Source organism: Pseudarthrobacter sp. NPDC059871 (assembly GCF_042731175.1).
Taxonomy (GTDB): domain Bacteria; phylum Actinomycetota; class Actinomycetes; order Actinomycetales; family Micrococcaceae; genus Arthrobacter.
This window is the reverse complement of the sequence record NZ_JBHWJV010000002.1, coordinates 43,444-55,292: the sequence shown is the minus strand read 5'-3', so window position 1 is coordinate 55,292 and position 11,849 is coordinate 43,444. Positions and strand designations below refer to the sequence as shown.

At 67.3% G+C, this 11,849-nt stretch carries 13 protein-coding genes; 5 read left to right on the top strand and 8 right to left on the bottom strand.

The window, feature by feature from the left end; translation table 11 throughout:
• The first annotated feature begins 67 nt into the window (after positions 1 to 67).
• The 4 genes from ACFV4R_RS02990 (at position 68) to ACFV4R_RS02975 (ending at position 2,792) form a co-directional block, all read left to right on the top strand.
• Positions 68 to 640, top strand: coding sequence for an MOSC domain-containing protein (locus ACFV4R_RS02990; RefSeq protein WP_377200968.1), 573 nt, complete (start codon positions 68 to 70; stop codon positions 638 to 640).
• A 240-nt stretch (positions 641 to 880) separates the two neighbouring features.
• Complete coding sequence (locus ACFV4R_RS02985; protein WP_377200967.1) at positions 881 to 1,285, top strand: hypothetical protein; 405 nt, start codon at positions 881 to 883, stop codon at positions 1,283 to 1,285.
• Positions 1,286 to 1,443: 158 nt separating this feature from the next.
• Positions 1,444 to 2,427, top strand: coding sequence for a trypsin-like serine peptidase (locus ACFV4R_RS02980; protein ID WP_377200966.1), 984 nt, complete (start codon positions 1,444 to 1,446; stop codon positions 2,425 to 2,427).
• A gap of 143 nt (positions 2,428 to 2,570) precedes the next feature.
• Positions 2,571 to 2,792, top strand: a complete 222-nt coding sequence (locus tag ACFV4R_RS02975; protein ID WP_377200965.1) for a hypothetical protein — start codon at positions 2,571 to 2,573, stop codon at positions 2,790 to 2,792.
• Between the two features lie 236 nt (positions 2,793 to 3,028).
• On the opposite strand, the gene ACFV4R_RS02970 is transcribed toward ACFV4R_RS02975, so the two are convergent.
• From ACFV4R_RS02970 to ACFV4R_RS02955, 4 genes are all read right to left on the bottom strand, one after another.
• Positions 3,029 to 4,204, bottom strand: a complete 1,176-nt coding sequence (locus tag ACFV4R_RS02970) for an MFS transporter (RefSeq protein WP_377200964.1) — start codon at positions 4,202 to 4,204, stop codon at positions 3,029 to 3,031.
• Positions 4,201 to 4,866: a GntR family transcriptional regulator gene (locus ACFV4R_RS02965; RefSeq protein WP_377200963.1), complete on the bottom strand. Its 666-nt coding sequence runs from the start codon at positions 4,864 to 4,866 to the stop codon at positions 4,201 to 4,203. The genes ACFV4R_RS02970 and ACFV4R_RS02965 overlap by 4 nt, the downstream gene beginning before the upstream one ends.
• 185 nt (positions 4,867 to 5,051) lie before the next feature.
• The gene (locus ACFV4R_RS02960; protein ID WP_377200962.1) at positions 5,052 to 6,422 is read right to left on the bottom strand and encodes an MFS transporter; all 1,371 of its coding nucleotides are present in this window, start codon (positions 6,420 to 6,422) and stop codon (positions 5,052 to 5,054) included.
• A 102-nt stretch (positions 6,423 to 6,524) separates the two neighbouring features.
• Positions 6,525 to 7,382, bottom strand: coding sequence for a LysR family transcriptional regulator (locus ACFV4R_RS02955; protein WP_377200961.1), 858 nt, complete (start codon positions 7,380 to 7,382; stop codon positions 6,525 to 6,527).
• A gap of 69 nt (positions 7,383 to 7,451) precedes the next feature.
• Here ACFV4R_RS02955 and ACFV4R_RS02950 point away from each other — a divergent pair, with 69 nt between their 5' ends.
• Positions 7,452 to 8,402, top strand: coding sequence for a DMT family transporter (locus tag ACFV4R_RS02950; protein ID WP_377200960.1), 951 nt, complete (start codon positions 7,452 to 7,454; stop codon positions 8,400 to 8,402).
• 3 nt (positions 8,403 to 8,405) lie between these two features.
• Here the strand turns inward: ACFV4R_RS02950 and ACFV4R_RS02945 are convergent, their stop codons facing one another.
• The 4 genes from ACFV4R_RS02945 to ACFV4R_RS02930 form a co-directional block, all read right to left on the bottom strand.
• On the bottom strand, positions 8,406 to 9,389 hold the full coding sequence (locus tag ACFV4R_RS02945; protein WP_377200959.1) for a cyclase family protein: 984 nt from the start codon (positions 9,387 to 9,389) through the stop codon (positions 8,406 to 8,408).
• The gene (locus tag ACFV4R_RS02940) at positions 9,386 to 9,640 is read right to left on the bottom strand and encodes a hypothetical protein (protein ID WP_377200958.1); all 255 of its coding nucleotides are present in this window, start codon (positions 9,638 to 9,640) and stop codon (positions 9,386 to 9,388) included. The genes ACFV4R_RS02945 and ACFV4R_RS02940 overlap by 4 nt, the downstream gene beginning before the upstream one ends.
• A gap of 10 nt (positions 9,641 to 9,650) precedes the next feature.
• Positions 9,651 to 10,988: a TRAP transporter large permease subunit gene (locus tag ACFV4R_RS02935; RefSeq protein WP_377200957.1), complete on the bottom strand. Its 1,338-nt coding sequence runs from the start codon at positions 10,986 to 10,988 to the stop codon at positions 9,651 to 9,653.
• A gap of 79 nt (positions 10,989 to 11,067) precedes the next feature.
• Positions 11,068 to 11,847 (bottom strand): DUF1932 domain-containing protein, encoded by a 780-nt coding sequence (locus ACFV4R_RS02930; protein ID WP_377200956.1) that lies wholly within the window; start codon positions 11,845 to 11,847, stop codon positions 11,068 to 11,070.
• Positions 11,848 to 11,849: the final 2 nt, after the last annotated feature.

Here is an 11,849-nt window from a genome sequence, read left to right as displayed (position 1 = left end):
TCCATCGGCGCACCCGGTTTCGGCGCGAGCACCTCGTTTGCAGGGAACGCGGGCTTACGGTGGGGGTATGGGCGAGAACTTCCGGTACGACGTCGAAATCCTGCACCTGCTGGTGTCCCCCGCGCACGCCTACTTCGGCCGGGCCCGGGACGGCGCCGCGGACGTCCCCACCTCGGATGTGGACGTCGCCGAGGTGGTGGCTGGCAAAGGCATCGTGGGTGACAGATTCTTCGGCAAGGCCGCCCACATGGACGCTGCGGTGACCCTGTTCGCCGTCGAATCCCTTGAGGCCATCGCGGCCGAACTGGGAGCTGAACCCTTCAATCCCCTGCTGACCCGCCGGAACGTGGTGCTCCGCGGGGCGCACCTGCCTCCACTCCTGGGGCAGGACTTCACACTGGAATCAGGCGGGTCCTCTGTTTCCCTCTTTGGCGGCCGGCACGCGCAGCCCTGCGCCTGGATGAACGAGATGCTGGCTCCCGGGGCGCATCCGGCCATGCGGGGGCGCGGCGGCATCCGCTGCCGCGCAGTCTCCGGCGGCCTGCTGCACCGCGGCCCGGCCGTGCTGGTCAGCCCCGTTCCGCTGGATCCGGCCCAGGCCGGGGAAGCCAGCGTCCTCCGCCCGTCCCGGCTGCCCTAATCCCCGCCTAGTAGCCGATCCCCCATTTGACTTGCATTGTTTTGTTGAGGGTTTTAGGTTGAGCCGGGCCTGGGCTCATGACGCCCAGCGACAAAAATAGTTCGGGGAAAGTCCGATGAATTTGGGGGACTAATTCATGAAGTTTAGAAGCATGGTGACCGCTGGCCTGGGTTCCTTGCCGTGTTTGCCCCGCCACGTGGGCAGCTTTCTGGGCCTGATATGAACCGGGACGAAACAACGATGTCGACCAAATCGAAGTACTGGCTAACCCTTAGCGGCCTCCTGGCCGCGGTGGTCTTAACCGTGGGGCTGGCGTCGGTCCCGCTGGTTTTTGTCCTCGGCGGGGCGCTAATGATCGGCTTCTTGGCCGCAGGAGTGCTGTATGGCCAATTCCAAAAGGACGCCGTCCGGAGCGGTACCCTGGCCGCGCCCTTTCCACTTCTCTTAGCAATAGTTGCGTTCAACGTTGCGCTCCTGCTTCGAGGCAGCGAACTGGCGCTCTTTCTGGTCCCGGTCCTGGCAGCTGCCCTGTTTGCCATCTGCTATCTGTGGTCCATCAAACATGGACCCTACGCCCCGCCACGTTCTTCCGAACCGGGCCTCTCAGGCTTCGCTACCCATCACCGCACGCCGGACGGTGGCTGATCTTTAGCGCATCCCCTCCTGCCTTCCACGGTGATTACAAATCCGTAGAGTCATTAACTGATTGAAGAATCTTATTTACAAGTTTGTCATACCGGTATAAGTTCTCTCCAGCGGACCACCCATCGGGTCCGCGTCACCCGAACCTACCGAGGACAGCTATGACATCAACCAGGACTCTGGCCACAAGCCTCATGAGCCTCACCACCGCAGCACTGTTCGCTTTCTGCTCAGCAGGCCAGGCAACGGCAGCGCCCGCATCGCCGGACAACAAGGATGTTGCCGGCGTCAGCAGCACTGCCGTCACGGACACCAGCGGAGCCGACTACTGGACGCCGGAACGCATGCGCTCCGCCATCCCCGCGGACGTCCTCGCGAAGAAGGCCGTGGACCGGCAGAAGGCCAACCCGGCAGTCCTCCCGGAACAGGCCAAGGGCCCGGAGGCCAAGATCCAGGGCTCCGCACCCCAGATCCAGACCAAGGCGAACGCCAGCGAAACCCCCGTGTCCCACATCGGCAAGGTGTTCTTCACCCTCGGCGGCACCAACTACGTTTGCTCGGCCAACTCGGTCGTGTCCACAAACCGCAACACCGTATCCACCGCCGGCCACTGCCTCAACGAAGGCCCCGGAGCCTTCGCCACCAAGTTCACGTTCGTCCCCGCCTACCTCAATGGCGCCGCACCCTACGGAAAGTGGACTGCCAAGGCGCTCTACGCCCCCACCCAGTGGAGCTCGTCCGGCAGCATGCAGTACGACACGGGCTTTGCCGTGATGAGCCAGCTCAACGGCCGCAACCTGGCCGACGTCGTCGGAGCCTCCGGCGTCAGCTTCAACGCCGCCCGCGGCCTCGCCTACAAGGCCTTCGGCTACCCGGCAGCCTCACCGTTTAATGGCGAATCACTGAAGAGCTGCTCCGGTACCGCCACCAACGATCCCTACAGCCCCGAGTTCAACACCCAGGGAATTCCCTGCAACATGACCGGCGGCTCCTCAGGCGGACCGTGGTTCATCGGCACCAGCTCCAGCGGCTACCAGAACTCGGTCAACAGCTACGGCTACGGCACCAACTCCACCAAGATGTACGGACCGTACTGGGGTTCAGTGATCCAGCAGGCGTACAACTCCGCATCCTCAGCCTCCTAAGGGAAAGCGGCGGGTCCCGGCCTCTTCCGGGACCCGCCGCTGTGCACTACCGTAGCGACCACGGGCGGGGTTTTCCCGGCCTGGATCCGGCGGCAGCGTGGGCCGGGTAGTCACCGCATGGTTTGTTCAAGCAAAGGATGACAATGGCCGTTTCAATTGAGCTTGGCAAGAAACTCGATAAAGAGTTCGAAAACCTTTCCCTCGAGGAGATCCTGGATGCACCTCCGTCGGCCCTTGCCGGCCTGACGGAAAAACACGCCGAACTCCTTGCCGGCCTGGGCATCAAGACAATCCGTGACCTGGGCAGCAACAAGTATTTTGCAGTGGCCGGCGTCCTGGTGGCGCTGTCCAACCACACCGGCTAGTCCCGGAACTCATTCCTGAGTGAGCCCGGAAAGGTCCGGCCGGTGGTCACCACCGGCCGGACCTTTTTGTGCCAGCTTCCGGGGACGGACGACGGCGTCACGCACGGCACGCTTTCGCCCCGCCTCAGGTGGGGAAGCCCCGCAAACCCGGAGCTCCGGCGTCGTGCGTTTCGCAAAAGCATGCCCGGCGTGACGGCCTCTGTTGTGGCGGTTGCCGGCAATGCGCTGCGCACGGGTCAGTCGAGCTTGACCCCGCGAAGCAGCACCATTGTTCCGCCCACCACCACCGCGGAGGCGAGGAACACGCCTGCAGCCCCAAGGCCTGCCGCGACGACGCCGATGGCGCTGGGCAGCACCACCTGCCCCACGCGGTTCCCGGCGACGCGGAGGGCGAGCGCCCGCCCGCGCTGCCCGGCCGGAGCCTGGGCCGACAGCCACGACATGGTGAGCGGCTGGCCGATGCCGAGGCCCAACCCGAGCACAGCCATCACCACGAACAGCAGCCACGCGGGCATGGGAATGGCCGCGGCAGCCAGGGCGGCAGTGGACAACGCCAGGCTGGTGACCAGCAGCCGCATGCGGCCGATCCTTCGTGACACCCGGCCCAGCAGGAGCCTGGAGACCATGGAGAACACGGCGCGGACCGTGAGCATCGCCCCCACGGTGGCCGCGGTGAGGCCGCGGTCCGCTCCCAGTGCGGGGAGGTAGACCATGGTCAGGTCCACCACGGCGAGGACCGTGGCGCTGGTGGCCAGTGCGCGGGCCACGCCGGGGGTTTTGAGGAGTGAGATGGCGCTGCCCTTGGCTGCGCCGGCGTCGCCGGTTTTCTTCCGGCCGCCGCTGACCTCGGCCGAAACCATGAACGTGGTAGCGAAAAGCACCGCGCTCATGCAGACGGCGAGGAGGAAGATCATGTGGGTGTCCGGGTGGACCGAGTTGCCGCCCACCAGGGAAATCGCCAGCGGCCCCAGGGCCTGGCCCAGCGAGGCGGCGAACGTCAGGTATCCGAAGGCGGAATCCATCCGGCTTGCGGCGGCGTTGTTGGCCACCACCGCCTGTTGCCCCACCACGCAGGCCAGCTGCCCGGCGCCCAGGAAGGCGGTGCCGATGACCAGGGCGGTGATGGATGAACTCCAGAACAGCAGGAACGCTGAGCAGGCGAGCACGACGCCGGACCCGATCGCCATGAGCCGGCGCTCACCCAGGCGGTCCACCAGGCCGCCCGTGGGAACAGCGAGGAGAAGGGGAAAGACGGCGTAGCTCGCGGCCAGGAGTCCCAGGGCGAAGCCTGGAACGTCAAGCTCCAACGCACGGTAGGTGGCGGCCGGCCGCACCAGGAACGTGACGGCCTGGATCAGGGCTGAGTGCAGGAGCAGGGCGGTGGCCGAGCGCCGGCCGAGTTCGCCGATCACGAGCCGGCTCCGTTCTTGCCGGAGATGGCACGGACGGCGGCGTCGCGTGCGCCCATCACATGGTCGAAGGCCACTTTGGCTGCCCGGTCCGGGTCGCCGGCGGCGATCGCTTCCACCAGGGCCCGGTGCTGCGCCAGTGCCTGGTCCCGCCGCCTTTGGGTGCTGTTGGTGTAGTGCCGGTAGCGCTCCATCTGGCTGGCCACCTGGTCGTGGAACCGCCCGGCCCAGGAATTGCCGGCGATGAGGGCGATCCGGGAGTGCAGTGCCATGCCGTGCTGCATGGCGTCATCGGCAAACTCCACCAGCGCGGCGTTCCGTGCCAGGATCCCACGGAGGTGGTCGAGGTCCGCGGGTGTCGCCTTCAGGCAGGCATTCCGTGCCATGAGGGACTCCACGGCCGCGCGGACCTCGTACAGCTCCGAGATCTCTGCCTCGTCCAGCACCGGGACCACCACGCCCCCGGTGGGTTGCTGCTCCAGGAGGTTCTCCGAAATCAACCGTCGTATGGCTTCGCGCAGCGGCGTCCGGCTCACCTGCAGCTCGGTGGCCATTGCCGGTTCGTAGATTCGCTCACCGGGCTTCAGGTCGAGGCTGAGGATGCGCCGCTTCAGTTCGGCGTAGACAACGTGGGCGCCCGTGTTCCGGGCAGGAATAGCTGGCATGGGTGGAACCTCCACCAACAGCATACTTGTATACAACTATGCACAGGAGCTTTTGCGGGCAGCATCACCCGGGTAATGCGGCCGCGCGGAGCGGCAGCACGCAAAAGGAGGGGACAGCACGCGCTGTCCCCTCCTATGTGGCTAACCCGGCTGTGGCAAACCCTGCGCCCCGGCTGTCAGGCCGCTTAGGCCTTGTGGGCCTCCAGGTCCTCCAGCGACTTTCCCTTGGTGTCCGAGGACATGAGGGTGGCCACGGTGGCCACCAGGCAGATGACGAAGGTGGCCAGCCCGATGATCAGCGGCACGTTGGCGGTACCCGGAGGGGCGATGGCCGTAAAGATGCTGGGGAAGAAGGAGGCGATCATCAGGCCGATGTTCTGCGAGACGGCAAACCCGGTGACGCGGATCCGCATGGGGAACTGCTCCTGGAAGAATGTGGCGAAGGTGGCGTTCCACATCTGGAAGAAGATGCCCTGCACGATCACCACGGCGACGAAGACCAGCGGGAGGCTGCCCTGTTCAATCGCCCACAGGTAACCGCCCACCATCACACCGCCCAGCAGCCCGCCGCCTGCCATCAGTGTGCGTCGGCCGATCCGGTCGGACAGGGCACCGAAGAGCGGAATGGTGGCGACGGCGGCGATGTTGGCCACCAGCGTGACCCACAGGAACTCACTGCTGGAGAACCCGTTGCCGTAGCCCTTCTGGGTGGCGTAGGAGACGCCGAAGATCAGGGTGGCCATGCCGATGACATTGGCGAAGGTCATCAGGATGCACCGCACCATGGCGCCGGGCCTGGTGCGCAGGAGTTCCACCAGCGGGAAGCGCTGCTTCTGCGCCGCCTCACCGGAGCTCGCAGCATACGCGGGCGGTTCCTGGACCCGGCGGCGGATGAAGTAGCCGGCAAGGATCACCACGGCGCTCAGGAGGAACGGGATGCGCCAGCCCCAGGACGCGAACTGCTCCGCCGGGAGGGCTGCGGAGAGCGGGAGCAGGACGGCTGTGGCCAGGATGGAGCCCACCTGGGTGCCCTGCAGGCTGAAGCTGGCGAAGAAGCCGCGCCTGGCGTCCGGCGAGTGCTCAACGATCATCGCGCTGGCGCCGCCCAGTTCACCGGCCACGGCGAAGCCCTGGATCAGGCGGAGGACCACCAGCAGGGCCGGAGCCAGGAGGCCCACCTGTCCGTAGGTGGGGAGGAGGCCGACGGCGAAGGTGGCGAAACCCATGAGCAGCATCGCGAAGACCAGTACGCTCTTGCGGCCCTTCCGGTCACCGTAGGCACCGAGGACGACGGCGCCGATAGGCCGGGACACATAGCCCACCGCGTAAGTGGCCAGCGAGGCGATGATACCGACGGTGGGGTTTTCCGATGGGAAGAAGATGGTGGGGAATACCAGGGTGGCGGCCAGCGAGTACAGCGCAAAGTCGTAGTACTCCAGGGCGCTTCCGATCCAGCCGCTCATCGCAGCCTTCCTGGGATCCCGGGGACCGGTTCCTGCCGCCCCGCTGGTGCGGACGGCGCCGGTGGTGGCGGCGCTGCTGTGGGTAGTGCTCATGTGCTTGTCCTTCGACTCCATTGGCAAAGAACCGGCATCGCCGGCGCTTTGAATCGATTCACAATCTTAGGACGTGACCCCCGTTACGTCAACGGGCAAGCGCTATCCCGCCGTGTAGGCCTCGCGCGCCAGGCGGATGAAATCAGCCACCGCGGGCGAAGGGTCATCCCGCCAGGAGGCCAGGAAAACCTCAATCCGCGGGGCGTCGCGCACCGGGCGGTAAGCGATGCCCGGCCGGGGATTCTGTGCGGTGGTTGCCTCGGACGACATCCCCAGTGCCTTTCCCGTGGAAATCAGCGTCAGCCACTCGTCCACGCCCTGGACCAGACGGAACCCGGCCGGGCGGGATCCCTCAGGCCAGAGCTCTTCGCTGGTGGTTCCGGTGCGGCGGTCGACGGCGATGGTCCGGTCCGCGAAGTCGGCCATCCGCAGGGACCGCCTTCGGGAGAGCGGATCGCCGCTGGCCACCGCGGCGTACCGCGCCTCGGTTCCGATCGGCGTCGACGTATAGCGGGCGTCGGCAGTGGAACGGCGCAGGACGGCGATATCGGCCGACCCGTCGGCAAGGCCGCCGGACGGGGCACTGGACTGGACCCACACCAGGGATACCTCCGGATGGATCTCCTCCCACTGGCGCTGCAGCGCAATGGTGCGGCGGCCCAGCGCGGACCAGGCGTAGCTCACCCGCAGTTCGCTGCCGTGGTCGCGGGCCTCCCGCTCCAACAGGGCCAGTTCGTCGAGGACATTGCGGGCATGGGCAATGATGCGCACGCCCACCGGCGTCGGGGTGAAGCTGCGGGTGGTCCGCTGCAGGATGCGAAGCCCCAGGGCGTGCTCCAGCGCCGCAATGGAACGCGAGACGGCGGCCTGCGAGGTCCCGAGTTCGATGGCGGCGTCCGTGAAGGTTTCGGCGTCCACGACGGCCACGAGAGCGCGGAGATAGCGCAGCTCAACATTCATACGCTCATCGTATAGAAGGCACGGCGGATGCATTTCTTGTGGCACCCGCGGCAGCCGGACACTGTGGGGATGGACGCTTCTTTGCTGCACGGTGCGGGGAAGACCCGCGGCGCGACGGGCACCCCGGGTGGGCCGCCGTCGTCGTTGGTGCGTGGCCTGCTGACCATGACCGGGGCTGGGCTCAGCAACCAGTTGGGCGCCGGAATCGGCGCGCACGCGTTCCCGGTGATCGGACCGGCGGGGGTGGTGGCCGTGCGCCAGCTCGTGGCAGCGGCCGTTTTGCTTCCCGCGGCCCGGCCGCCGTTCCACCGCTTTACGTGGCGGCAGTGGTGGCCTGTCCTCCTGCTGGGTGCGGCCACGGCCCTGATGAACATCTGCCTGTACATGGCCATCGACAGGATCGGGCTGGGGCTGGCGGTCACCCTGGAATTCCTGGGGCCGCTGGCGGTGGCGCTGCTGTCCTCGCGGAGCCGCTGGGACCTGCTGTGCGGGATTGGCGCCGGTGTGGGCGTGTACGTCCTGGTGATGCCCGTGCCCGCGAGCGACCTCGCCGGCATCCTCATTGGCCTGGGCGGCGCCGCGGGCTGGGCGGCCTATATCCTTTTGAACCGCGTGGCCGGCCAGCGGCTCCCCGGCCTGCAGGCCCCGGCGGCAGCCAGCCTGGTTTCGCTGGCGCTCTACGTGCCGGTGGCCCTCCACCTGCTTGCCAGCGGCAGCTTCACCGGACAAGCCCTGATGTATGCCGCCGCGGCCGGAATCCTGTGCTCAGTGGTTCCGTACGCTGCCGACCTGATCGCCCTCCGGTTCGTTCCTGCCGGATTTTTCGGTGTGTTCATGAGCATCAACCCCATCCTCGCGGCACTCTCCGGAATGGTGGTGCTGGGCCAGGTGCTGGTGCTCCACGAGTGGCTGGGCATCGCCCTGGTTGTCGCGGCGAATGCCACGGCGATCTGGCTCGCGGGACGTCGGCGGCGGACGCCCGGGCGGACCGGGCAGGTGGTCAGTTCACCGCGGAGCTGACGCTCACAGCATGGCGGTGGCGTTGGCCGGCGAGCCCGTTCCCCCGGTGATGTTAAGCGGTTTGATGCTGATGAAGGCATCCCACCGGCCGGTACTGCGCATATGCCGCGCCAGCGGGCCCAGCCGCCACAGCTCGCCCAGGGGCATGCCCAGCTTGGCCAGGAGTTGCTGGTGCATCATGCCGTGGTCGTTGGGGGCTGAGTTCCTGTACGGGCTGTCCGGAACCGCGGGAAGGCATTCGAGGGCGAAGTTGTCCGCCGCGAGCAGGGCCAGGCGCTGGTCCCAGGCCCACGCCACGAAGTCCTGCGACTGGGCGATGCCCGTGGCCTTCCTGCTGTCGCGCACCTGCTCCTTCTCCGCCGTCGGCAGGTCCAGGAACCATTCGCACCATCCCGTGTGCAGCAGCAGGACGTCCCCTTGGCGGAGGATGGCGGACTGGGCGGCGAGGGCGGCTTCGATGAGGTGGAGGCCCAGCGGCTCCCCTTCCGCGTGGTCGATCGGGTTGCCGCGGGCGGTGCGGTATCCATCGAGATCCACCAGCACCGCGCGGCCAACGATCGGTTCGTCGGCCCATTCCTGGATGCCGAGGTCCGGGGTCCCCTCCACCACGCGGTCATCGGCCGTGCCGTTGTAGAACCCCACGTCGTCCGCCCGGCGGTGCCGGAGGCCGTCCACCTGGCTGGACCCCTGGAGGTAATAGCCATCCAGGAAGTCATCGCGGTGTGCCGGGTGCGAGGAGTAGATGGTGTGCTTTGGCGCGCCGCGCTTTAGGGACATCCCGGGGTGGAACGCATCCGCCGGGTAGTCGAGGCCGAAGACAGCGCCGGTGCGTATGCACTCCCGCGCATTGAGCAGCACCTCGGGGGTAATGAACGACGGCGTCCCGCGTGTTGGGTGCGGAAACAGGCCCCAGGATGTTCCGGCGAGGCGGCCGTCCCGCTGCATCAGCCCGTCAAAGCTAGGATATATGCCGTCAGTGGAATTCATCGCGCCCCGGCCTTTTGCGGCTGCTCCTGTGCCTGCCGGCGCTTGTAGCTGAGCAGGAACCCCGCCACGGCGCAGACCGAGGCGGCGATGCAGATGGGCGTCTTGATGGTGTCGTTGAGCGCCGTGAGCCACTGGCCCTGGCCCGCCATCAAACCGATGGCCTGGCCGAGGACGAAGACGATGCCGCCGGCCAGCAGTACGGCCAGCGTGAGGACGAAGAGGACTTCGATGGCCCTTCTGAAGGTGTGCATGGAATGCTCCCTAGATTGGCAGGATGCCGAGGATGATCAGGACGCCGATGCCCAGCAGCGGCAGGGCGTAATGGGTCAGGAGGCGGAGGAAGGTCTTGAGCGGGTCCACGTCCGCGATGCCGCAGGCCACGTACAGCGGGGCGCCGCCGGGCGGGACCGCGGCTTCGCAGGACGAGAACACCAGGACGGCCACGGCAGCGGTGGTGGCCGGGACGCCGGCGGCGACGAGGGTTGCCACGCCCACTGTTCCCACGGCGGCCATGGTGGCCGTGGCGGACAACGGTGCCGCCACCGCAATGATGATCAGGCCGATCAGGATGGCCAGCAGCCACAGCGGCAGGTTCATCCCGTTCAGGAGTGTGGTCATCTGCTTCGGCAGCCCGGTGGCGGCCAGGGCATTTGCCCCGGCGAAGGCGAACACCACAGTGACGCCCACAATCCCGAAACGCGGCGCGGACTCCTGCAGCAGCGTCCACCAGCCCCGGCCGCTGCCGGGCAGGTTCTTCCTGCCCAGCAGGAGGCCGGTGATGATCAGGACCACCGGGATCCACACGATGACGCTGACGGACTTGGTGACGTCCCCACCGGTCCAGTCCGACAAGCCCTTGGCCAGCGCTCCCGTGGTGATCACCAACGGGATGGCCACCACGACGAACAGCAGCAGCGTGGCCCAGCCGCGGCCGAATGCCGAGCGCACCGTCAGCCGGTGCGCGGCGTCCAGCGGAGTCATCCCGCTCTTGCGGACCAGCAGCCAGGTGACCACCAGCCGGTGCAGGAAGCACCAGAGGCCACCAAAGAGCAGGGGCAGGACCAGCGCGTTGATGTCCAGCAGCGGCCCCACGGTGGCGGAACCCACCAGGACGAACATCGAGGCACTGAACGGGAACGTGATGCCCATACCGGCGTTGCCCGCCACCAGCGTGGCCGCGGACGGCTTGTCCAGTTTGGACTTTTCCATCCAGGGAATGGTCACCGAGCCCACCGTGGCGGCGATGGCGGCCTGGTTATGCACCACCCCGCCGAGCCCCGCTGAGGCCACCGTGGAAACCCAGGCCGGACCGCCCTTGACCCCGCCGATGAGCGAGTTCAGCAGGTCGATCAGCCGGTCCAGGACGCCCGCCTTGTCCAGCAGGTAGCCCATGAAGACGAACGCCATGGTGGCGTAGACAATCTCGTCGGTGATGGCGTCATACAGCGCTTCCCAGCCAATGGCCGCCGCCGCGGCGCCGGTGAAGGGCAGCACGGCCAGGAAGCCGAGGATCATGGCCTCCCCCACGCTGCGCTTGACCACGGTGGTCCAGAGCAGGATGACGGCAAGGTAGGCGCCGAGTGCCCAGATGCCATTCATGCTGCTTCTCCTGACGGCCGGATGCCGGTTGGTGTGGAAGTCACGTGTTACCCGTTCCTGATTGTCCCCGACTGCGCGGTCAGCGCAAGGCCGGTTCCGTGGCCTGCGCCATGCGGGCCAGGGCGGTGGCCGAGGCGGTGGTCATCTCGGCAGGGACGCCAAGGTCAGACAGGTAGCTGGCGGTGTCCTGCATTTCTTTCGACCGGCGGACGGCATGTTTGACGCTGCCGGTGAGGAACCGGTCGATGACGGCCTGGCCGTCTCCGGCCAACTGCGCCGCTATCTGGCCGCGGATCCAGTCCTCCAGGCCGGCTGCCTTTCCGGCCGTGACGGCTTCCACCACCACAGAGGCCAGGCCCTTCATGAGGACGCTGCGCAGCAGTTTGTGGGCCATCGCCGCCCCGGGCTCCCCGTCCGCAATTTCCACCTGCACGCCCAACGGCGCCACGAGGTCGGCAACGGCCTGGGCGCCGGGACCGCTCACCATCAGCGGGGTCCTTTCGCCCAGCGCGGACACCGGGCCGAGGATGGCGACGTCGGCGAAGCGGGCTTTGCTGGGCACCTGGCCGAGCTCCTGCATCACGCCCGGGGACGAGGACGTGAAGTCCGCGTAGACGCTGCCGGCGTCGAGTACCGGCAGGCATTCCCCAGCCACGCTGCGGGCGGCTGCGGCGCCGGTCATCACCAGGACGATGTCCGCTCCGGTGCATGCTTCGGCGGCGGTTGCGGCCCGGATGACGCCTGCCGGGGTGGTGGGGGCCACCGGGTCGAAGCCGGTGACGGTGTGGCCGGCTTCGACCAGTGCCGCGGCGTAGGTGGCTCCGGCTTCGCCGAGGCCGATGACTGTGCACGCTGTCATGG